The sequence below is a fragment of the Glaciecola sp. KUL10 genome (genome assembly GCF_003203515.1).
Lineage (GTDB): Bacteria > Pseudomonadota > Gammaproteobacteria > Enterobacterales > Alteromonadaceae > Glaciecola.
In genome coordinates this window covers 55636-79615 of the sequence record NZ_BGNG01000005.1, presented here as the reverse complement: position 1 = coordinate 79615, position 23980 = coordinate 55636, and the positions used below count along the sequence as shown (strand labels likewise).

The 23980-nt window shown below is 41.2% G+C and carries 12 protein-coding genes; 9 read left to right on the top strand and 3 right to left on the bottom strand.

The genetic code is table 11. The features are described 5' to 3' along the window. Positions 1-8 precede the first annotated feature (8 nt). Genes rnc through KUL10_RS09900 form a run of 4 tightly spaced genes read left to right on the top strand, consistent with a single transcriptional unit; the run spans position 9 to position 3077 of the window. Positions 9-698 (top strand): ribonuclease III, encoded by a 690-nt coding sequence (gene rnc / locus KUL10_RS09915; RefSeq protein ID WP_110428781.1) that lies wholly within the window; start codon positions 9-11, stop codon positions 696-698. Beyond that, positions 691-1596, top strand: a complete 906-nt coding sequence (era, locus tag KUL10_RS09910) for a GTPase Era (RefSeq protein WP_110428780.1) — start codon at positions 691-693, stop codon at positions 1594-1596. Before rnc ends, era begins: the two co-directional genes overlap by 8 nt. A 49-nt stretch (positions 1597-1645) precedes the next feature. Continuing rightward, positions 1646-2287, top strand: a complete 642-nt coding sequence (gene pdxH, locus KUL10_RS09905; protein ID WP_110428779.1) for a pyridoxamine 5'-phosphate oxidase — start codon at positions 1646-1648, stop codon at positions 2285-2287. 4 nt (positions 2288-2291) lie between these two features. Further along, entirely contained in the window at positions 2292-3077 is a 786-nt protein-coding gene (locus KUL10_RS09900) for a TatD family hydrolase (protein WP_110428778.1), read from the top strand. On the opposite strand, the gene KUL10_RS09895 is transcribed toward KUL10_RS09900, so the two are convergent. Continuing rightward, a complete protein-coding gene (locus KUL10_RS09895; protein WP_158525364.1) occupies positions 3041-3631 on the bottom strand; it encodes an AhpA/YtjB family protein in 591 nt (196 codons plus the stop codon). The two genes, KUL10_RS09900 and KUL10_RS09895, sit on opposite strands and share 37 nt — an antisense overlap. A 153-nt stretch (positions 3632-3784) precedes the next feature. Between KUL10_RS09895 and serB the strand changes: the two genes are divergently transcribed. Further along, positions 3785-4822 carry a phosphoserine phosphatase SerB gene (gene serB / locus KUL10_RS09890; RefSeq protein WP_233499775.1) on the top strand — a complete coding sequence of 346 codons (1038 nt, stop codon included), beginning with the start codon at positions 3785-3787 and terminating at the stop codon, positions 4820-4822. A gap of 4 nt (positions 4823-4826) precedes the next feature. On the opposite strand, the gene KUL10_RS09885 is transcribed toward serB, so the two are convergent. After that, on the bottom strand, positions 4827-7277 hold the full coding sequence (locus tag KUL10_RS09885) for a PilZ domain-containing protein (RefSeq protein WP_110428777.1): 2451 nt from the start codon (positions 7275-7277) through the stop codon (positions 4827-4829). Between the two features lie 227 nt (positions 7278-7504). On the opposite strand from KUL10_RS09885, the gene radA reads away from it, so the two are divergent. The 3 genes from radA (at position 7505) to KUL10_RS09870 (ending at position 17025) form a co-directional block, all read left to right on the top strand. Beyond that, positions 7505-8869 (top strand): DNA repair protein RadA, encoded by a 1365-nt coding sequence (gene radA, locus KUL10_RS09880; RefSeq protein WP_110428776.1) that lies wholly within the window; start codon positions 7505-7507, stop codon positions 8867-8869. Positions 8870-9022: 153 nt separating this feature from the next. After that, the gene (locus KUL10_RS09875) at positions 9023-13669 is read left to right on the top strand and encodes a PAS domain-containing protein (protein ID WP_110428775.1); all 4647 of its coding nucleotides are present in this window, start codon (positions 9023-9025) and stop codon (positions 13667-13669) included. Positions 13670-13869: 200 nt separating this feature from the next. Continuing rightward, positions 13870-17025, top strand: coding sequence for a beta-galactosidase (locus KUL10_RS09870; protein WP_110428774.1), 3156 nt, complete (start codon positions 13870-13872; stop codon positions 17023-17025). Between the two features lie 110 nt (positions 17026-17135). Here the strand turns inward: KUL10_RS09870 and KUL10_RS09865 are convergent, their stop codons facing one another. Beyond that, on the bottom strand, positions 17136-20180 hold the full coding sequence (locus KUL10_RS09865) for a TonB-dependent receptor (protein ID WP_110428773.1): 3045 nt from the start codon (positions 20178-20180) through the stop codon (positions 17136-17138). Between the two features lie 689 nt (positions 20181-20869). Between KUL10_RS09865 and KUL10_RS09860 the strand changes: the two genes are divergently transcribed. Next, positions 20870-23938 carry a TonB-dependent receptor gene (locus KUL10_RS09860; protein WP_110428772.1) on the top strand — a complete coding sequence of 1023 codons (3069 nt, stop codon included), beginning with the start codon at positions 20870-20872 and terminating at the stop codon, positions 23936-23938. The last annotated feature ends 42 nt before the right edge of the window (positions 23939-23980 follow it).

Sequence of the window (23980 nt, the reverse complement as noted above, 5' to 3'; positions counted from 1 at the left end):
AAGTGATCATGGTAAAATTAAATAAGACCAATTACAGCAGATTATTCAAGACCATAGGCTACGAGTTTTCACAAATCGAACTGTTGGAACAAGCGTTTACGCATCGTAGCGTGGGCAAAAACCATAATGAACGACTCGAGTTTTTGGGTGATGCGGTGCTTGGTATGATCGTCGCAGAGCTGTTATACCAAAAATTTCCCAAGCAACCTGAAGGAAAACTTACACGTATGCGGTCTTCTTTAGTGAAGGGCGATACGCTTGCAAAAATTGCCACAGAATGCGGCTTTGGTGAATATCTAAAACTCGGCTCTGGCGAAATGAAGAGCGGTGGGCACAGACGTAGCTCTACGCTGGCTGATGTGGTCGAATCGATCATTGGAGCGGTGTATTTAGAAGCGGGACTAGAGGCTGCTAAGCAGTTAATTTTAAAGTTATTTGCCGATCGCATCGAAAAGCTAGACCCAAACGTACAAATAAAAGACAGCAAAACGCAGCTGCAAGAATACTTACAGTCAAGACAATTGCCGTTACCCGAATATGAGGTTGTTAACATACAGGGTAAAGACCACGCGCAAACCTTTGAAGTAAGTTGTAAAACGCAGCCATTAGACCAAGTGTTAACAGGCGTTGGTCGTAGTCGCAGACATGCAGAGCAAAGCGCGGCTAAACAGACTTTAGAGAAATTATTAAATGGATAAAACCTATTGCGGCATGGTCGCAATCGTAGGCAGACCAAACGTCGGTAAATCTACAATTTTGAACCAGATTCTGGGGCAAAAAATCAGTATTACTTCACGCAAACCACAAACCACTCGTCATCGAATTATGGGGATTGACACGGTTGAACATAAACAAGCCATTTATGTTGATACCCCAGGTCTACATTCTGAAGAAAAGCGCGCAATTAACCGTTTAATGAATCGAGCGGCTTCAAGCAGTCTTGCCGAAGTTGGTTTAGTTTTATTTGTCGTTGAAGGCACACGATGGAATGACGATGATGCGCTGGTCCTTAACAAAATAAAAGAATCGGGCATACCCGCTTGGCTGGTGGTCAATAAAACTGACAAAGTCGAAGACAAAACCGAGTTAATGGCAACACTTCAACACTTAAATACACTTCATGCTTTTGAACACGTTGTGCCGGTATGTGCTAAACAAGGTAAGCACATCGACCACTTACGTCAATTAGTTCTAGCGTCCTTACCCGAGAGTGAATTTTATTTTCCAGAAGATCACGTTACCGATCGCTCGAGCCGCTTCATGGCCGCAGAAATCATTCGCGAAAAATTGATGCGCTTTACTGGCGATGAATTGCCATATTCAACAACTGTTGAAATCGAACAATTTAAGCTGACACCCAAAGGGATATATCACATCAACGGGCTTATCCTTGTTGAGCGCGAGACCCAAAAACGCATGGTCATTGGCAAAGGCGGTAGCCATTTGAAAACCATGGGTGCTGAAGCTCGAAAAGACATGGAATTGCTTTTTGACAACAAGGTGTTTTTAGAACTATGGGTAAAAGTGAAAGCCGGATGGGCGGATGATGAACGCGCATTAAGATCCCTTGGCTACGAAGATGACTATAAGAACTAATTAGCTTACACACCGCCCATTTAGAGACAAATGCGCTCAAAGGAAATGTATGAAGCCATTAAGTGATTTTAGAAAAGAATATACCCTTGGTCGTTTGACATCTGATTCATTAACCGAGCATCCTATCGATTTGTTTGATACATGGTTAAACGATGCGATTAAGGCTGAGTTACCTGATCCAAACGCAATGACAGTGGCGACAGTTGATAAAAACGGATGCCCCTCACAGCGTATAGTATTGCTTAAAGACCTTAGCAAAAAAGGCTTTGTATTTTACACCAACTTAGGCAGCCGCAAGGCAAAAGAACTTGCGGATAACGCTAACATCAGCTTGCACTTTCCGTGGTATTTTTTAGAAAGACAAGTGCGCGTGATGGGTAAGGCAACGCCACTTAGCAGAGCAGAGGTCGCGAAATACTTTTTCTCACGACCAAAAGACAGCCAGCTCGGTGCTTGGGCATCCAAGCAAAGCCAAGTGGTATCAACCCGACAAATGTTATTGACTCAATTTCAGCAGGTAAAAGAAAAATTTGCCAAAGGCGAAGTCCCCTTGCCCGATTTTTGGGGCGGTTACTTAGTTGAACCTCACACGATCGAATTCTGGCAAGGCGGCGAGCATCGCTTACACGACCGCTTTGAGTATGTGCGGCAAGACGACAATACATGGTCTACTCAACGCTTGATGCCCTAGTGATATGATAGACAGCCATTGTCATCTAGATTTACCAATCTTTGATAACGATCGAAATGAAGTGCTGCAACGAGCCAAAGCCTTGGGGTTAACCAAATGTCTGTTACCTGGTTTGTCTCTAAAGCAATTCCGAACTCTTCTGACCTTGAAAGCACAAGAACCTTGCTATGATATATGTTTGGGTTTGCATCCATATTTTCTAAGGTCACAATCACCTCATGAAACTCAACAGACGATAAATGTGCTAAATAAACTTGCAGATGAGCACAAAGACAAAATCGTAGCAATTGGTGAGACGGGTCTAGACAGCAAAATTACAACAAATATTGAATACCAGAAAATACTGCTAAAAGCACAAATTGAAATAGCAGAACGATTAAACAAACCATTAGTGCTGCATCATAGGCAGTCGCATAATGAACTTATTCGTTTGTTAAAACAAGCTGGGTTCAGCAATGGCGGGGTAATACATGCATTTTCAGGAAGTGACCAAATTGCACAAACCTATATTCAAATGGGTTTTTATCTGGGCGTTGGTGGCACAATAACGTATGAGCGTGCAAAAAAAACGCGTGAAACAATAAAGCACATTGGTTTACAATATCTTTTGTTAGAGACTGATTCACCTGATATGCCGATGTGTGGTAAACAAGGGCTTCGCAATGAACCTGCATATTTGATTGATGTCATTGCTACATTGTCCAAGCTTAAAGCTTGTAGCGAGACATCCATCATTCAAACGACAACGAACAACTATAACAATTTGTTTTCTGGTGAGTTAAAACGATAACGGTTTCTAATTTTGTAAAACAAACGCGTTAATAACATGGCGCATACTGCGGTTAGGCAAATTATCAAAACGGTCTGCATGAGTTGAGTTTTATTAAAACTCTGATGATGTTGAATAATGGCTTCTCGATCTAAAATTAATTTTAGATAACCAACTACTTCATCATTATGAATAATATCCTGAATGAAGATAAGCGGCTTAGTATCTTCTATCCTAAATTGCTGTACCACAGAATAGTCATTGTCAAAACTTTTTATCGTACGGCCTTTGTTATCATACAAAGCGGTGCCTTTTATAAAACTATCGACCTCAATGTTTTGTACATAACTATCAATTGCCTCTCTGTCATCATTCACCAGCGGCCCAGCGAGCATCCTAGCAGCCTGAGTAGCTAAACTTCGGCCTAACTGTTCAGACTCATAGCTGTACCATTGTTGTGCGTTTTTGTTGTGCATCAGCCATAAGTTTACCGCGATAATAATAATCAGTACCGCAAGTATCGCATTGGAAATACGTTTGATCACGGATGAATTTGATGGTTTATGAGAGCGCAATTGTTACCTAACAACACAAGTTTTTTGTTTACGATAGGTTAATTTAGCAAATTTTCCAAGCGCTTGTTTAACATTAAGCGCGCTTTCGTTATTATTAGCACCACATTAGTTAAGGCATATAATTGTGTCTACTCCCATTTATAAAGAGTCATTGTGTCAGTTCAATTATCATTTTCAGATTCATCTCTCGTCAGAAGCGTCGCGTTTTTTAATACTCAATTAAACACCCGCGCATCAATTAAGTTTTCTATAAATGAAAGTGCACTTGACATTTACTGTGAGATTGAACACGACACTACTGAGTTAGCGCAACACTCAACCCAAAAGCTTGTGATGATTAGTCAAACAATGACATTTGAAATACTCAACAAAATTTTGCGCGAGCTTAAACACTATACTTCGACTTTTCATGTGCGCAAAAATAGCTTTTCTGGTCAGTTTGCAGAAACAGTGATTGATGTTTTACCTAGCCAACTTTCAAAGCCTATTCCTAACGAATTACTCAGCAAACTTTCAAGGCAATTTCATGTTGATATCAGCGTTAAATCTAGTGCGCGCTTAAGTGAACCGGGTTTAATAGTGTTTGATATGGATAGCACGGTAATAGAAATGGAGTGTATTGATGAAATAGCTAAGCTGGCTGGGGTTGGCGAGCAAGTCGCTGAAGTAACCGAACGAGCAATGCAGGGTGAAATAGCCTTTAGTGATAGCTTGATACATCGAGTTGCTTGCTTAAAAGGTGTTGAGTTAGCGAAACTTCAAACCATCCGTGACCGACTGCCGTTTTCTCCCGGTTTTGCAATATTAGTGACACACCTAAAAGAGGCTAATTGGACAATTGCGATCGCTTCTGGCGGTTTTACTTATTTTGCAGACCATATCAAAGAAATGTTTGATCTAGACGTAGCAAAAAGTAACCAGCTTAAACACGAAGACGGCGTTCTTACTGGAGACGTGATTGGTGAGATTGTTGATGCTCAGAAAAAAGCAGATTTGCTAGTATCTTTAGCACAATCCAGTCGCGTAGATAGAGCACAAACACTTGCCGTGGGAGACGGTGCTAATGACCTTGTCATGATGAGTGCAGCCGGCTTTGGCGTCGCCTATCATGCTAAACCAAAGGTACAATTCGAAGCCCAAGGGAATATTCAGTTTACGGGGCTTCAGTCAATATTGTATTTATTGGCTTAGTGGCTCATTGCATACTGCCAAGTGCTTTTAATTTATACCTGACGAGAACCTCATCTGTGATATCAGTTAAATAGACTTCACCACTGATATTCCACATCAATTCTTCAAGTTCACGGGCTTTGTGGATTGCGTACTGACCTAGATACTGAATCTCCTCATTGAGTAAGCTAGTGTCAGGTCGTGAAACTGCATTTATACTCACTCTAAAGGCAATCAATTGCTTATTTTTCAGAGTGTTTTTAATGAATTTGTACTTGGCTTTATGGGTACTGAGATTGTGATCCCAATGAACAACACACGCTTTATCGGCATCAGGTGCTAGATTATTGAAAGCAATAAATACTTCTGTTTCAATCGGCGCTTTGTTGAATTTTAGGGTTCTCAGTGATCTCGCAATAAAGGCATCATTGCTTTTTCGGTCGTGGAACAGCCAAGACAAATTCAGTTTGCCCAATGGAATTTCATGACGCATAAAGCCATATGCGTAGTGATTTGGCTGACAGGTCGTCACCTTGATCGGCGCATAGCCCAAGGATGTTCGTTGAATATAGGCACAAAGTTGCGGAGTGACTCTACTTTGTATACAGCGAAGAGCAGCCCCCATTCCGGGTACGCTTTCTTCGTTTGAAATAACACCCAGTTTATCTTTGTTGTTATCAATCAAACGAGAAAAGAACTGTTCTGCAATGCTTAATTCATCGTCTGAAATTGCTTCTAAATGCAACACATAGCCGTCGTCGCTTATGTGTTTGATGCGGTATCTCAGGTTGGTTAAATCAAACTCATCAGTGCGCTCATGCAAACTAGGTAGCTCAATAGACACTTTGTCATTAAGTTTGCTTATCGACGGCGCCACTAATTCGAGCCGCAGTCCGCTAACGGACACGTCTTCCGTTACGCCTTCAATACTTATATCATCATGAACTATCGCCTGTGTTCTAAGCTGATAACGGCGCTCTTTACGCTTGTCTTGAGTGGTATACCTGAATACCTGGACAGGTTTTGGTGGTTTATTTCTAGGGTGCCCGAAGGCGGCGAGCAGTTTAATTCTGTCTTTTTCTAACTCTCGACGTTGATAGCACTGTTGACCTATATTAAAGGTGATATCGCTGACAGTAACCACATGAGAAATGTGTTGAAGTTTAGATACAAGGCGTGGGGCTAAAGGGCGATTTAGTTTATCGATGGCTTTATTAACGCCATTAGGTACCGATGAGGGTAAATAAGCGTAGTTCGGATTGACTTCACTTGGCACTAGTTTAAATACTCGCCAACTCACTTTCCTCGATGCATAGCTTAAGAACACATCTCTCAAATCATGGTTTTCAGCCAGTTCCAATTCACTCGCAGAGTAAAAATACACCTTGTTTTCAAGTACAAAAGTAAACGCATAAACGATAAGGCTGGGATCACTGGCGTTGCTAGTAGTGAGCGTAAGCAATCGCTTTTGATTTACTAAATGACCAATTAACTGTGATTTGTTTTCATCTAACCAATAATCAAGAATCTCAGCGTTATGGGCATTCACACATGCGTATTCTGCAAACGGATGTTCGGGGTCCTTGCTATTGACGTACAGGCTCAAGCTAGGGGTATTACTTGCAAATGCCTGCTCAAAGATTTTGCACTCTATCGACTGTTGAGTATTTTCTAAATTGAGTCGATAACGACGTTTTTGGTGTTTGATTAGATTGGCGACATATTCATTAAACGCAGTTGGGCCAAGCTGCCAGTCCCGTGATAGGTGAATGCGCGTTTGCTCGCCTTCTCCCGTGATTCTAACGACTTTGTATTCAATCGCTTCTTTACTCAGACCAGAGCTATGAGAAAAACCAGTGAATACAACGGTTAATGGACGGTAATTCTTCATTAAGCTGATGTCATCAGTATTTTGAAGTTTGAGTTTGAGTCCTCGATGCGAAATATCAACAGACGATGCTTCTATGCGTTTTGATGCTGATATGACGATTTCGAGATCGACCACAAAATTCATTCGCTCATCACGTCGGTGATGGTAATACATTAGATCATTGTAGGGCGTAATATACTTCTTCCATGCAGATTGCTCTTCTTGCCCTTTGATGTATTCACTTTCAAAAACTTGGTCTTTGTTTTGAGATGCAGTAGATGCATCTAAAATAGCTTCATATACCCCATAAGTGTACTCGCCATATTGAGCGACCAATTCATCAAATTGTTGAGTAGCATATTCATTTAAATAGTGCTCAATACCTTGATAATTAACCAATGCACATTCGTCATCCACCATAATACGCAGATCTATGCTCCGCAAACAGGGTTTGGCAAGGCGTTTCATTTCCATTTTTAATAGAAATCTGGTTTCGTCATCGACATTTTTGGTGTACTTACGCAACAAGCTACCAAAGTCTGCTTGTTGTACTTTAGGGGCCAGTTTGTCGATGATGTCTTGATATTCTGCGAGTTGCTCTGCCATTGAAACGCTTCTTTTATCCTAGAGTCTAGCGACTATACTTCAATTTATCGTATACCTAGATTGACTAATTTACGAGCTCAAATTGAACCATTTTGTGTTTAATTTTACTTCTAAATAGGTATCGGCCATCTGACCAGAATCTCAATAAAATAAAGTATAAACAGCGACATGGCGGTTAAAAATAAGTAAGCTTTAAGGTAAAAGCTCCATAAGGTAGATGCAGTAGAATGGCAAAAAGAAAAACAGCGTATGTGTGTTCAGAGTGTGGTAGTGAGCATCCGAGGTGGCAAGGGCAATGTAATGACTGTAAAGAGTGGAACACACTAAGTGAATTTGTGGTCGAAAACTCAACGACTAAAACTGTTCCTGGTCGACAAGGTTTTGCTGGTGCAACTAACGCAAAAGTCGAGCTGCTAAATCAGATTGACTTGGCCGCATTACCGCGCTTTTCTTCTGGTTTTAAAGAGTTGGATAGGGTGCTTGGTGGCGGCATCGTGCCAGGTTCAGCTATTCTTATCGGTGGTTCACCAGGAGCAGGTAAAAGTACATTGTTACTACAAGTGATGTGTCAACTATCGCAAAGTACCTCCGCTTTATACATTACTGGTGAGGAGTCGTTACAGCAAGTCGCAATGCGAGGTAAGAGACTGCAATTGCCAGAAGATAAACTGAAACTATTGGCAGAAACAAATGTAGACACCATATGCTCAATTGCACTAGAGCATAAACCTAGTGTCATGGTCATTGATTCCATCCAAGTCATGCATATGGCCGATATTCAATCTGCTCCGGGCGGTGTCGCGCAGGTTCGCGAGAGTGCAGCAGCCTTGACTCGTTTTGCAAAACAACATCACATCGCCATGTTTCTTGTCGGTCACGTGACTAAAGACGGGAGCCTAGCCGGCCCTAAAGTACTTGAGCATTGTATCGATTGTTCGATGATGCTTGAAGGCGAGAGTGATGGGCGATTTAGAACGCTTAGGGGCACAAAGAATAGGTTTGGTGCCATAAATGAACTAGGTGTGTTCGGTATGACAGAAAAAGGCATGAGAGAAGTGAGTAATCCTTCTGCTATTTTTTTGAATCGTGAGGAGCATGCTTCCGCGGGCAGCATAGTCATGACAGTGTGGGAAGGTACTCGACCACTCTTGGTTGAGATTCAAGCGTTGGTAGATTATTCGCAGTTGTCTAATCCCAGAAGGGTAGCAGTAGGTATGGATCAAAACCGCTTGGCGATGTTACTTGCTGTTATGCATCGTCACGGAAATGTACAAATGAATGATCAAGATGTCTTTGTGAATGTTGCAGGGGGCGTTAAAATTGCTGAAACGGGCGCAGATCTCGCGTTGCTATTGGCTATGGTATCTAGCTTTCGCAATCATATTTTGCCCAAAGAATTGATTGCCTTTGGTGAAGTTGGCTTGTCTGGTGAAATAAGACCTGTGCCTAATGGCACTGACAGGATTATTGAAGCGGCTAAACATGGCTTTAAAAAAGCGATTGTACCTAAAGCAAATGCACCTAAAAAAGCCATTAAAGGTATAGAAGTCGTACCCGTAACCAGGCTTACTGAGGCGCTGGAGGCGATTTAGTTAGCTAGAACAAGTTTTTCATTTGTAAGCTTCTTTCGCGTATCATTATCAATACGCTTTCATTACTTCTGAGCTTTTCCATTATGCTGAACATCGTTATCGTTCGTGCACGTTCCTCTTCGCTAGGGACGGTATGAAAAGTAACGGAAGTGAATGATGAGCCACGATAAGATATCAATAAGAACATTAATAAAAAAATCAGTAATTGCATTATCTTTCCTTGCACATGCATGCGTAGTTAGCGCACAAAGCGAAGTTCAGCAAGGCTTGTCGGCGTGGTTTTTTGACATAGGTGAACAAGGATTAATCTACACGATATTGGCACTATGTGTATTGACGCTATGTTTGGTCTTTCTTTTTATTAAAAGCAAAAAGTTGGCGAAAAAATTAAGCAATGAGCTTACGTTAGCGAATGTACCCGTGGCAATTAGCACTGCAGGCCTTATACAACTTGATGACAACTTTAGTGTTTCACACTGTAATACAGCAGCCGCTAGTTTATTGGGAAGGAAGGTCGAGAACTTAGTCAATGTTCCCATCACGAGTTTATTTAGCTCGTCTGATCAAAGTAATGTTGAAGCATACTTTAAAACGACTGATGACCAAAGGGGCTCAATTGTCCTGAAGGCGCAATCGAGCCAGAAATTTTTGAAAGTAAACCTTGAAAAAGCTTTCAATATGCTCGGCGATACAACGAATACCGTTAGCTATGTCGCCACTTTCGTCGATGTAAATTCTTGGATAAATGAGCAATCACGACTATCCCAAAGACTAAACGAACTTGAGGCTCATCATAATGAAGCAGGTAACTTGGAGTGGGAATTAGATCTCAAATCTCACCAGATACAGTGCACGCTTGGTAGTTTTGCATCACTCGAAATATTTAATGACGAAGATAAGCGTATATCGTTTGCAACGCTAGAAAGCTTGTTAACTAAATCATCTCAAAAAATTTGGCAGAACTTTATTTCTCAATTAGTTAGAGACGAGGGAAGTCATGCCCAACAGACACTTAATTTGAGCTTTATTGCGCAAAAAGAGCAACAGTTTACCCACTTAAAACTTAGCATCTTCTCTCTTAACGGCATGGTGTGCAAAGTCTTTGTCCAAAACACCACCAAAAGTACTCAACTTAAGCAAAGCGCCGATACCGCAGAGTTTAAGTTGCAAAATATCATCGCGATGTCACCGGAGCCAGTTTATATTCTAGATGAAGTGGGAAAGCTAAGTGCTTGTAACCCAGCGTTTGAGCGGCAGTTTGGTCTAAGAGGGACTCAAAACAAAGGCAAGTTACTCGAGCAGTTAAACATCATGCCTGACAAAATTGCGCAACTGCATGTGTGTGCTCCCGCGAAAAGACTAAACAAAGCTGCAAGCTTAGCTGGAAATCTTGCCACTAATATTACACCGATCGCTCCGGTAAGCGCCAAAACAATTAGAATCAACCAAACCATCTGTTTTGATAGAGATAACCCCAATGAGGTTATTTTTCCTCAAGAATACGAAAATGTACAAAACTTAAGAAAACTTCAAATCGTTGCACAGTCGGTCAGGCTAAAGGATAACAATCAAAGCCTAGTATTTGGGTTTACAAGGGACTTAAGCGAAATTCATCATGCCAATCTTCAACTGACGCGCGCACAGTCTCATTTTGAAAACATCGTGAATCTTGCACCAGTCGCTATTGCAACTATTGATAATGACGATCGAATCGTCAATGCCAATACAACGATGCTTGCACGTTTGGGGTTACTGGAAAAGGACCTTAAAGAAGGCAATTTTTTCGAACTATTCAATGATGTATCAAGCTCTGGGAAAATTGCCAAAGAGCTTCACAAAACAGGCCGAGTACGTAATTTCTTTGCGCAATTAAAAGGAAAAAATAAAGAGCTTCACCCAAGCGAAATCAACATAGACTTGTTCAACAAAGATAAGCAAGAGTATCTGTGTTGGATCAGTGATAAAAGCGCAGAGCAGTTTCAACAAGATCGCTTTGAAAGCTTACTGAACCATAGCAGTATGCCAATGGCAGTTTTAGGCGAGCATGGATTTAGTGATATCAACCCTGCGGCGATGCGCTTTTTTAAGACAGATAACAAGCAAGATCTGTTGCATATGCATCCATATTCGCAAGTGCTAAATGGAGAAGATGCAGAGCACTTAAAACATATAATCACTCAGGTTAAAGCGACCGGACAGTCTCAGACAGTAAGTTGGGAACATATGGTGAAACAACAATGCATGCCTTGTCACTTAACTCTAGTTCCTTTGTTTAAGGGGAAAGGGTTTGATTCTATCTTATGTATTTGGGTCGATTTAACCGCGTTAAAACAGGCCGACCAAGAGCGCTTATATGCCTTAAAACTTCAGCAGAAAGCGCAAGCAGAGACGATTGAAGTGAATAAAAAACTGCAAACTAGCCAGTCTATCCTTGCTAGTAAAGAAAAGAGCCTCGCTGAAACTGCCTCTGAACTTTCATTGGTCAAAAACAACCTAAATGAAAAACAAAGTGAGTATCAAAATCTCAAGGCCGCGCATTTGTCGGTGAAAGAACACCTTAAAAACTTACAAAATGAATATCAAACTAGTTGCGACCAACTTAAACAGGTTAAACACGATAATGAAGCACTGAGTAGCCAATTAAACGAGTCATCAATATTAGTCGAGCAATTAGAAGAACAACGAAAGGAAATAGCGAGTCGTCTTACCGATAGCCAGGAAAAATACGAAGCAACAAAACACGCGCTACAAAATAGTGAAGCAAAAGGCAAAGACCTGGAGCGAGCAAAAGAAACTTACATTCAGGAGATGGAAAACTACAAGCAACAAATTGAGTTGATGCACAATTCTATACATGAGAAAGACCAGCAAATAACTGCTGTTGGTCAACAGATTACAGAATTACAGTCACAACTGAACGCTTCTGACCGAGCATCCGAGACACTCAAACAGCAATTACTAAAACAGCGCCGAGCAAGCGAAAAAGCTGAATCTCAAAGAAGGGAGTTCGAACAAAAAGTTCAAATTGCACAAACTGAACTCTTAAGTAAAGAGGCTAATTTAAAGCATATACAATCTGAAATGCAAAAGCTTGAAGAATTATCTTCCATCGAAAAAGACGACATGCAAGCGATGCAGCAAAAACTTAAAAATGAACTTCAACAAAAACAAGCAGCCCTCACGCAGACCCAAGTTGAATTAGCGCAAAAGGCAAAAGAAGCTGAAAAAGAACGCAACGAAAAACAAGAGCAGCAGTCATTCCTTGCTCAATTGAGCAAGGAATTAAAAGAAATAGAAACAAATGCTCGAATTAAAGAACAAGACCTTCAAACGCTGCAGAAAGAAAGACAAGATCTTGAAGAAAGCATGAAAAAAGCCTTAGACGAGAAACAAGCTCAACTCCATGAGGCCCAAGATATTCTTAGTAAAGCTAAGCAAGAGACCGAGGCAGAGCGTGCCGAAAAACAAGCACGTTCTGCTGCGTTAGAAAAATTGGAAGTTGAACTCAAAGATTTAGAGCACAAAAATCGACAGAAGTTAGAAAACTTTATTAAACAAGAGCGGGAACGGAAAAGTCAACATGATGAAAAAGAGCAAGAGGTTGCTGCCAAAAAAGAGCAACTTGCGATCACGCAAGCGCGTGTTTCAGCATTACAAAAGCAAGCTGACGATGAGCGTCTTGCTCGACTCGCACAGCAGCGAAAAGTAGAACAGCTAAGTAAAGAGCTTGATGACGTGCAGGCTCGTGCGCAAAAACAAAAAGAAATGCTAGAAGGAAGTGACGAACAGTTCCGTGAGCATCACGAACAAATCGAAGAGCAAAAGCTTGCATTTCAAAAGGCGCTAGAAAAAGCACAGCAGCAAAACAAAGAATTGGCTGCACAATTGAAAAGTAATATAGAAGACCTAACACTTGCTGAGCAAAAAGTAAGCACCACACAATCGGATGAGCAACGTTTGCAACATGAACTTCAACAATCAAAAGCGCAAGCAAAAGCCCTAGTTGAAAAGCTTGCTTCACAGGAGCAAAAAGAGACGCTGTTACAAGATCAAGTAAACAATCAACAAGCAGCGCTTGAAGGCAGAGAGCGAAATATTGCTGAACTACAAAAAGCACAAGAGAAACTCGCGCAACAGCTCAGTCAAGTGCGGTCCGAATATCAGCAAAGTAAAAATAGTATGCAAAGCCAACAAGCTAACCAAAGCGAACTTGCGGATAAGCTTCAAACACTAGAAAGTGAATTAAATATTAGTAAATCTCAGCTTAACGAGAAAGAGTCGGCATTAGCAGAGGTGCAAGCTCAACTTCAACTAAGTGAGAGCGAAAAACGTGCTCAAGAACACGCTTTATTGGCAGCTCATAGATATGAGTTAAAAGAAGCCAGGAACCAACAACCATCAAATAACGAAAAACATGAAAACAACAACGATATTCTAGCGGTAGAAATGCCTGAAAACCCTAGTAATTGGTTTGACCTTCTATCTTACTTACAGGGGCAAGACCAAGAAGAACCTTTGCCAGTATCGCTTAAAAGTTTGCTCGATGAGTTAAGTGATCTGATTGACAACATTGAACAAGCAGTGGCTCAAGATAATCGAGGAGAAATGCTCAAAGGTGCTAGACACCTTATAGATATTGCAAAGAAAATAAACGCAGATGGTTTAACTGATGTTGTCAGTCATATGCATAGCGACGATGCGCAAGTGCTGTTGGACAACATATCAATTGCTTGGCCGAGCATCAAGCGCGCCATACAAAATACTCTAAGAGTTACTTACTCACATTTAATGGGTAAATAAGCGATAAATTTAAATATAATATTTATCTTATAAATATGGTTTGGCGTATTGCATGCTAGTAATATAGTGTTTATTCTGGCGCACATTAACTAGACATACTTTTGCTTGTATTTGTTTGTCCACTGAACATACCTTTTGATATCAAAGTCGGACCATTAAAAAAGCAATTGGCTTTACTTCGATTTTGAAAAAGGCTAAGCATGAACAATAACACCATCAGCTTATCAACAGTGATAGCGAGGCGAGACTGGGAAACACAACAGTCAGTCCAAGCAAATCAAATCAAAGCCCATAGTCCACTAAATGGCTACTTGTCCGTTGAAGATGCATTGCACAAACAGAACGCTCAAAAGCAATGTCTTAATGGTCATTGGGACTTCAAACTATTTGATAAACCAGAACTTGTCGACAATTCGCTTTTAGATCAGTTGACAAATGAAACGTTATCATCGCTTGGTTGGCAATCAATAGAAGTGCCATCAAATTGGCAAATGCAAGGTTTTGATAAGCCAATTTATTGTAATGTAAAATACCCTTTCACGGTTAACCCACCGTTTGTACCGAGTGATAATCCAACCGGCTGTTATCGCCGACAATTTTCTCTAGAAAAATCGCAACTGAATAAACGCAATCACATTGTATTTGATGGTGTTAATTCTGCGTTTCACCTTTGGTGTAATGGAACATGGGTCGGATACTCCCAAGATAGCAGGTTACCAAGTGAATTCGATTTAAGTCCATTTTTACACGAGGGAGATAATACCTTATCTGTAATGGTTATCCGCTGGAGTGACGGTAGCTATCTAGAAGATCAGGATATGTGGTGGTTGAGTGGCATTTTTCGTGATGTTTATCTTTTGTCTAAGCCGCAAACTCAGATCAAGGATGTATTTATCACGCCCGAACTAGATGCTTGCTATCGGGATGGTAGTTTAAAAATTAAAACGGCTATTGATGCCCCTGATAATTATCGCACTAGTGCGCAGTTGTTTGACGGTACGAAAATCATTGCACAAACCAAAATTGATGGCGCCAATAATAGACGCATAGATGAAAAAGGCGGATGGGATGATGTCATTTTTCAGTCTCTTGATATTTGTGAACCTAAAAAGTGGACAGCCGAAACCCCATACTTATATCGCTGTGTTATTTGTTTACTTGATGAGCATGATAATATCGTGGATATCGAAGCTTATGATGTTGGTTTCCGAAAAGTCGAGGTTATCAAGGGCCAACTGTGTGTCAACGGGAAACCAATTTTAATCCGCGGTGTCAATCGGCATGAACATCATCCAGAGTTAGGTCATGTCACATTAGAAGCTGACATGATTAATGACATAAAGTTGATGAAGCAAAACAATTTTAACGCGGTTAGAACAGCTCATTACCCAAACCACCCTCGTTTCTATGAATTGTGTGATGAATTTGGTCTGTATATGGTGGATGAAGCCAACATTGAGACACACGGTATGTATCCTATGGGGAGGCTATCCTCAGATCCAAGTTGGTCCGGTGCATTTATGTCACGTTATACTCAAATGGTCGAGCGCGATAAAAATCACCCTGCAATTATTATTTGGTCATTAGGCAACGAGTGTGGATATGGCGCCAACCACGATGCTATGTATGCATGGTCTAAAAGTTTTGACCCTTCTAGGCCAGTTCAATATGAAGGTGGCGGCTCTCAAACCAGTGCAACTGATATTATCTGTCCAATGTACGCGCGTGTAGACACGAATATTGACGATGAAGCGGTCCCCAAGCATGCCATTAAAAAATGGATTGGGTTACCGGACGAATCCCGTCCTTTGATACTTTGTGAATATGCTCATGCAATGGGAAATAGCCTTGGAAGCTTCGACGAGTATTGGAAGTCTTTTCGTGAGTATCCTCGTTTACAAGGGGGGTTCATATGGGACTGGGTTGACCAAGGCTTATCCAAAACTGATAAGCTTGGACAACACTATTGGGCATATGGAGGCGATTTCGGCGACGAACTAAATGACCGACAATTTTGTATAAATGGTATTCTATTTCCCGATAGAACACCTCACCCCAGCCTCTACGAAGCGAAGTATTGTCAACAGCACATTTTTTTCAATTTAGTTTCTCAGACCAGCGAAAAGCTAGAGCTCCAAGTCACGAGTGATTATTTGTTTAGGCATACTGATAACGAAAAGTTGGTATGGCGCTTACTTGAAAATGGCGTACCAATCGAGCAAGGCACCCTAACATTGCTGCTTTCCCCACAGGAAGAAAAGTGTTTCACAATTGTGCTAACTACTACTTTTAAAGCGGGGAAACAATATCACCTCAACCTTGATGTTGCGCTTATAAATAATAGTGCTTTTGCAGATGCTGGGCATATCATGGCGACTGAGCAATTTGCACTAGAGAACTCGAACATTTTGGTACCATTGCAAAACCTTAATTCTGAATGTTCTAGCAAGCCTTTTGAACTAACGTATAGAGATGATATTGCGCTCATTAAAGTTGCTTCGCAGTGTTTTGAGTTTAACCAAAAGAGTGGTTTGCTGAATAGCTGGAAGACAAATAGTGAATATGTGCTAGCAGGCTCACTCACCGACAATTTTTATCGCGCTCCTTTGGATAACGATATCGGTGTGAGCGAAGTTGATAATTTAGATCCGAATGCATGGGAAGCTCGCTGGATACGAGCAGGTATTGGTAATTGGTCACGAAAGTGTATTCAATTCAAAGTGATAGAAAGTAAGGTTGATATCCGAGTGATCTGCCAATTTGAATATAGCTATAAGCAAACTATTGTTGCCCAAACGAGGTGGATCTATACTATTGATTCAGATGGTATAATAACACTAGATGTTGAAGTCGGTTTGACGGATTCGTTACCCCCTATACCCAGAGTGGGTATCTCAACTACTTTGCCTGTATCGCATGAAGACTCTGCAACTTGGTTGGGACAAGGACCATTTGAAAACTACTCCGATCGCAAGTCTGCAAGTCGATTTGGTCAATACTCATTAACGGTTAGTGAGTTTCATACGCCTTATATTTTTCCCACTGACAATGGTTTGCGAAGTGACTGTAGACGGCTGAGTGCTGGGCATTTGATTGTTGAACCAGCTGCTTCTTACAGTGCATCGTATAAAAGTGGATTTGCATTTTCATTGAGTCCTTACTCGCAGAATACACTTAGTCAAGCCAAACATACCAATGAGCTAATACCAGATAAATATACGCATTTGTGCATTGATCATCTTCATATGGGGGTTGGGGGTGATGATTCTTGGAGTCCAAGCACGCATGAAGAATACCTACTCGATGATAAACGTTATCAATACTCTTTGCTGCTGCGCGCTAGGAAGGTTGAATAAGTAGTCGTTGAGTTAAGCGCAGCTTTGAGAGCAGAGCAAAGTAATCATTTAATACAAAAAGTGACTAGCGCAAATGCGGTAGTCACTTTAATCTAGAAGAATCTACTTAATTAAAAGCGGTAGCTACCTCCCACTAAGATTCGTCTATCTGTCAGACCTTGGAAGCACAGTAAGGCTCCTTCATTAACGCAAGATTGCACTGCATCAGACTGAGTGATATTGATCCCTTCAATACCGACACTAAATTGATCATTAACGGCGTAATTGAGACTCGCATTTAGCTGACCGCGCGCTTCGTTTACGCGAGGTAAACCAAATTGGAAAGCATCGGTTGCGATATAGCTTGAACGCCAAGTGTATCGAGCTCTAGCCGATATGCCATATTTCTCATAGAACAGCGTAAAATTGTATGCATTTTTAGATAAATTTTGTAACTCAACACGATCTTGTGCGTCTTCTTCTGCGATACCTAATGCTTCAAGAATAGCTTTTCCTCGACTATTAAAACTTCTGAAATCATCTCCACTATCAGCTTTTTGATAGGTATAGTTTGCAACAACACCAAAACCAGATGCCCAACCCAACTCGTCTTCAAACCCTGATAAGTCGTATTGAAAAGCGAGTTCAATTCCTTTTTGAGTGGTATCTCCATTTCCGTTAAACGTCGATTCAAACGGCACACAGATACCTTCTCCAGGTGTTGGGTTATTAATATTTCGGTCAGCTACTGGGTTGAAAATACCGCCACCTTCACATGGAGGTGTTATATCGATATTTAATACACCATCTACTACATTACCAGGGGGATCTTCGGTGAATGGAACAAACAGGTCTTTACGTTTCTTATAGAATATACCTGCGCTTAAAACACTTGAGGGTGCAAAGTAGTATTCCACCGCTAAATCAAATGACCAAATATCTTCTGGCACTAAGTTTGGATTGCCTGCTCGTACAGCCGCATTTGCGTTTCCAGTAAATTGAGTGGACGTTGATAGGTCATCAAAATCAGGGCGATTGATATCTCTGCCGATTGCTGTTCTCAAAACGATATCATCAGTTAAATCAGCAACAACATTCAAACGAGGTAATACAAAGTCGTAATCACTGCTTTGAACCACTTGCTCAAACGTTCCATTGTTTTCTACTAAACCAATCGACTCTAGCTCTGTCGTGATGTAACGCAGACCAAAACTTCCGCGAAGAATATCTGTTTCAAAATTTGCCTGAGCATAGAGGGCATGAGTTTCTTCCGATATATCAAAAAACGCTGACTCATCTTGAACGAGAGGACCTAATAACTCTCCAGGGTTCGAAGGGTCATCTGACGCACTAATAATTGCCGCGTTTAGTATGTCCGCAACTGTATCTGGGTCAGTGAAAGAGAGTGTCGGATCGATAATTAAGAAATCTTTGACGAATAATCGACGCCCGTCTGCAGCATTAAAGTTTGGAGATCCCGGTACAAGGATTTCTGAAAAAAGGTTCCCGCGGGGACGGTCAAACTCGGATGTAGAGCTCGTCAAGTTTACGCGCGAGTTTTCAAAGTCATTGTTTAGAGTAGATGTCTCATTGTATCGATAGCCTAAATCAACTGAAGTGACATAAGGTATCTGATCATCTAAGAAGTAAGTGAAATCTGTCCTAAATGCTGTTTCTTGGTTTTCGGCGATATCTCGCACTTGTTGAGCTTGGCTTAACGCGTAGTTAGCAGGGTCTAGTAACATATCGGTTGTCGGAGAGCTTGGTAAGCCTTGAGCGATACCAAATTGCAACATACCGCCGCGCAAATCAAACTCTACAGGCGTACCATTGTCAACACTGCCCCCAAGGACAGGTTGTGCCGCATTTGGATTGATAAAATCTAAACGGGTTGAAAGGTTGGGTGTCACCGTATCAGATTGAGAAACTGCGTATTCAGCGGTGAATACATAGTCATCATTTGTCCACTCACCGCCTATCCTGACCACAGAACTGTCGGTAAGACGAGCACCGGTTAGGCTTCTTGTGCGAATATTTGGATTGAGCCCACTTGCAAGCACTGCGTCAGGTAATAAGACACCTGAAGTCACAGCTTGAATACTGGGAATATTAATGATGCCGCTTGGCGTATCTATCGAACCTAAATTAATGGTTTCAAAAGACGTATTATTTGTTAAATCCACCACATCTATATCTGACACACCCGAAAACTGTACTTCTGAACTCTCTTGTGTACGCTGTTGGTCATTTACTAGGGTATCGACATATAGCCGCAGATTGTCGTTTGGAGCCCATTCGAAAGAGGCAGAAAGGTTAGTCGTTTCATATTCAAGATAATCATAATCTTGATTAAAAAACTGAATTCTTAAGAAATCAAAGTTTTCTGCGCTTCCTATTACTCTGTCAGAAGCTTCTCCAGCTCTACCGTCAGCATCGTAGTTTTGATTAACTGTTACAAGCCCATCTCGGTCCGCTCTGGGGCGGAAAGCTGAAACGCTTTGTTCGGCATAGCTCATACTAACAACGACGCCAAATTCACCGTTATCAGTTTGCCAATTATCTCCGTAAGTTCCCGATAATATTGGCGTATAATTATCATTCACATCCAAATCACTGTTTTGCAACTTTCCGCGAACAGCAAATACTGTATCGTTTAATTCTAAAGGTCGAAGCGTTCTTAAATTAATTGTGCCGCCAACCGAACCTTCTATGGTTTTAGCCTCTGGCGCTTTAGTAACTTCCACCGCTGAGATTAATGCGGCCGGCAAGTCCTCAAAACTTATCCCGCCACGTCCAGAACCAGATCCAACAGTAGAAACGCCGTTAATTTCAACTCTATTTTCGTCAGTTCCGCGAATCTGAACAGCAGTACCAACCCCTGCTGTTCGCGTAATTTGGATACCCGTTACATTTTCCAATACTTCAGCTAAGTTTTGGTCGGGCAGCTTACCGATATCATCCGACTGGATGACTTCAATAACGTTATTGGCAGAACGTTTTTCAGCCAGCGCTTTTGTTAAGGAAGAACGAATACCGGTTACTTCAATAACTTCTACTAGGTCATTGTTGGCAGATTGGTCTTGGGCTATTGCAAAACTTGCTGGTTGCATCGTCGCTATAAGTGCGATTGCAATGGTTGATAGTTTGAAGCGGTTTTTAGAACTCACAGTATCCATCCTTTTGGGCTTTGTATTGATGCTTCACCATGTTCTGCAAGGAACTAAGAAGCGATTTAACAACATATTCATGGTTAACTTAAATTTAACAACTGGACACTATGATTAACATTATCGGTCTATCTGTCAAGTGGTAAGGCCAAATAAATTTTGCCTATATTTTTTGTTTGTTTCTACTTGTGCTGAAAACGCAGGAACTGAAATTTATTCGTGTTGTTTCACAAGCCGAATGAACAAAATCTAGCCAAATGGCATTGAAATATGCACAGTATTTTGGGGAGTTGACGCGCTTTTTTTTCACTAGTGTGAAAAAACTGAACAGTTTTTTTACCTTTAAATTATTACCAAAAAAAGTTGGGTAATCGATTATTGGTAAGACAATGATTTTTGATGTTAATCAAATATTCACCGTTATTTTAACAATTATATTTTTTATAATTTGCATTTTTCGCATTTACCAATAAATAGATTATACGTATATTAAAGAGTATAAATCCTAATTAAAACAGTTGCATAGTGTTTTTTATTTTCTTTATTGTGTCTATTGTTTTGGTCTGTATGGTAATTTCTTAATTGGTTGATTAAATGTTATTAATTGGTTATATTAATTCTGAAATGTGAAAATTATTACATAGGGTTAACAATTTTTCGTTCATGGGACACTTAATAACACACACGGAGACCTCGATATGTTGTTTAAATCAGGTGCAGAATCTCGAGGAGATCGTTTGAAACTTCCTCATCAACAATTTGCGCTTCATCCAACTGCAAGATCAGTCAAAGCAATAATGCTCGCTAGTCTCGCAACTATTGCTAGCAGCGCTGCACTAGCGCAAGAGACCCCTCAAGCCGAACAAGCTGAAGATGACAAGCAACTTGTAGAAGTTATCGACGTTGTTGGAACGCGCAAAGTCATTCAAGACCAAATCGCAATAAAAAGAGAATCAACTACTATTGTAGATGGATTATCGGCTGAAGATATTGGTGACTTGCCTGCTTTGTCTATCGGTGAAGCGCTAGAAAATCTAACTGGGGCCGCATCACACCGAGAAAACGGTGGTGCGACGGAAATCACAATTCGCGGCTTAGGTCCTTTCCTAAGTGCTACACATATCAATGGGCGCCAAGCAACTAATGGTAGTGGTGATAGATCAGTTAACTTCTCTCAATTCCCTTCTGAGCTTGTTAAGAAGGTCGCGATTTACAAAACTCAAGATGCATCAATGATTGAAGGCGGGGTCGCCGGTGTTATTACGCTTGAAACACTCAAGCCCTTGGATTTCGGCAAACAGCGTTTCCAAGCTGAAGTTAAGTTAAATCACAACCCGGATGAAACTAACGTCGAGAACTCATTACATGACGGCGTCGGCTTTAGAGGCACAGTCAGTTATGTTGATCAGTTTGAATTTGACAATGGCCAAAGCTTAGGTCTTTCAGTAGGGATGCAACGCCAAGACATTTCTCAACCTGAAGCTGAATATAGAAGTTCAAGCCCTTCAGGCAGTTCTTTGTGGGGGTGTATATTTGACCCTTCAAACACCAATGAAGGTTTCTTTAGATCATCTGGTGGTGATTGCGAAGATCAAATCAGCGGTAGCAATAACGTTGGATATGAGACAGAAATCGATCCTGAAACTGGCAGAGCTATTGATGATGGCCAGCGCTATGCCTGGACGGGGAGTAGCAGAAGCTTCCGTCAGAATGAGACGTCTGATGAGCGAGATGCAGTATTCTTTGGCTTGCAATATCGTCCAACCGATAGGTTGGATATCAATATTGACGCGCAGGTTTCAGAGCGTGTTCAGAATGAAGCAAGACATGATTTAATCATGCTTCAAAAACGTGCGACACCTGGAATAACTGGCAATACATTGGTAACCAACTCGGTCGGTGGCATTTTACACTGGGAAGGATTCGATAGAGTAGAGTCAGCAGGTGAGCAGTTTGAACGTGCTGAAGATTATCTTGGATATGGCTTAAACGTTGTTTACTTTGCCACTGATGATCTAAAAGTAGCATTTGATGTTGGCTACTCAGAGACTAAACGCGAAGAATTACAAATTTCTAACCGCGGTCGCACTGGCAGCCCTGGCAGTAATCTATCTCCTTTCTTTACTTGGGACTTGGGCAGTGAGATTCCCCACTTTACCTTTACCAATTTTGATGTCACAGACATAAGCAATTTCAGCAATGACTTGCGTACGCGTGTCGACCGTGAAAACGTGCGTGACAATGATGTATTAGGTGCAAAATTAGATTTCGAATACACCTTAGAAAGCGAAGTGTTTTCTGTTTTGAAAGCGGGTGTTCGTACCTCAGAAATGAATTATATTCAATACGGTGGTAACCAAGGTAACGGCAGCAGAACACAAGGTACTTTGGGCAGTCTTGTTGATTCTGCAGATGTTTTTGGCCTGTGCCAGATCAATTTTCCTGAAAGTGATTTTCTATCAAGTGTTAGCGATGGGAACATCATTACCAACATAGATGAAAACGGCACAGTTATTCAAAGTGGAACAGGAAACTCTTGGGCAACTTATGACAACGTTTGTTTCTCCAAAGCTATCTTAGCTTCTACTGGTTCAGAGTTCGCTTATCCAGAAGTATTTTATGAAAGCACAGGTACTATTGACGTAACTGAAAAAACAAATGCTGTTTATGTAATGACTGAGTTTGATACTGATATCGGTGGTTACTTCATCCGCGGTAATTTTGGTGTTCGAGTTGTTGACACCGAAGTCACATCTCGTGGATTCAGAGGCGCGTTTGATATCGTCGCTGACGAAGAGACCGGGGCATTGGAAATTGTAGAAAATCCAGACGGATTGCTCGAGCAAGTCGAAGGTGGCGGTAGTTACACAGAAGTCTTGCCTAGTGCGAACTTAGTGGTTGATTATTCTGATGATATCCTTTTACGTGCTGGTGTCTACAGAGGTATGTCTCGTGTAGATCCTTCAGATTTATCTTTCAATCGTACTTTCCAAGAAGACACGTCTGGAGAGGCATTTACAGTTGCTGATTTGCTTGTAGGTGCAAATGGCTCAGGTAATCCAGATGCGAAACCCTTGATGTCTTGGAACTTTGATATCGGCGTTGAATGGTATCCAAACGAAGATGCTATTTTTGCACTCGGTTTTTACTATAAGCAATTCCAAGGTGGTTTTGAAAATCGCACAGTACTTGAAACGTTTAACGTTGGAAATGAAACTGTCAACCTTCCTATCACTAATCAAACGACAGTTGACGATACCTCTGATCTATTTGGCTTAGAAGCAACGGTTGCATACCGCTGGGATTCTGGCTTTGGAGTGAAACTAGGCTACAACTACGCAGATTCTAACTTCAAGTTTAATGACAGCTTGTACGGCGATACTTTCACCACTGATTTAGATGGTAATACCACGCAATTAACAGCCGGTATTATTCCTCCAGGAAGTGTTCCTGGTTTATCTGAAAATGTGTTCAGTGGTCAAATTTATTACCAAATCGGTGAGTTAGATGCGGCACTTATCTATAAGTATCGTGACAGTTACTTCCAACCATATGTGAGCAACGGCACACGCTTGAGATTTGTTGATGATGTCGGTGTGTTTGAGGCTCGTGTGAGTTACCGCATTAACAAGAATATTCGAGTTCGTTTAGAAGCTATCAACTTGTTTAGTGAACCAAGAAGCGATGATTTCTTTGTTCAAGGTAACTTAGGTAGTGTCAGTGATTACGGCCCACGCATGTTTGCGGGTATATCGTTTAAATATTAAGGGACAGATGCGGATGTTTGAACCACTATCCGCATCCATAAA

Bases quoted from the DNA above. Each gene is read 5' to 3' on its own strand.
- KUL10_RS09900 (WP_110428778.1), top strand. From the start codon at position 2,292: ATGATAGACAGCCATTGTCATCTAGATTTACCAATCTTTGATAACGAT.
- KUL10_RS09865 (WP_110428773.1), bottom strand. From the start codon at position 20,180: ATGGATACTGTGAGTTCTAAAAACCGCTTCAAACTATCAACCATTGCA.
- KUL10_RS09885 (WP_110428777.1), bottom strand. From the start codon at position 7,277: ATGGCAGAGCAACTCGCAGAATATCAAGACATCATCGACAAACTGGCC.
- KUL10_RS09870 (WP_110428774.1), top strand. From the start codon at position 13,870: ATGAACAATAACACCATCAGCTTATCAACAGTGATAGCGAGGCGAGAC.
- radA (WP_110428776.1), top strand. From the start codon at position 7,505: ATGGCAAAAAGAAAAACAGCGTATGTGTGTTCAGAGTGTGGTAGTGAG.
- KUL10_RS09875 (WP_110428775.1), top strand. From the start codon at position 9,023: ATGATGAGCCACGATAAGATATCAATAAGAACATTAATAAAAAAATCA.
- era (WP_110428780.1), top strand. From the start codon at position 691: ATGGATAAAACCTATTGCGGCATGGTCGCAATCGTAGGCAGACCAAAC.
- rnc (WP_110428781.1), top strand. From the start codon at position 9: ATGGTAAAATTAAATAAGACCAATTACAGCAGATTATTCAAGACCATA.
- pdxH (WP_110428779.1), top strand. From the start codon at position 1,646: ATGAAGCCATTAAGTGATTTTAGAAAAGAATATACCCTTGGTCGTTTG.
- KUL10_RS09860 (WP_110428772.1), top strand. From the start codon at position 20,870: ATGTTGTTTAAATCAGGTGCAGAATCTCGAGGAGATCGTTTGAAACTT.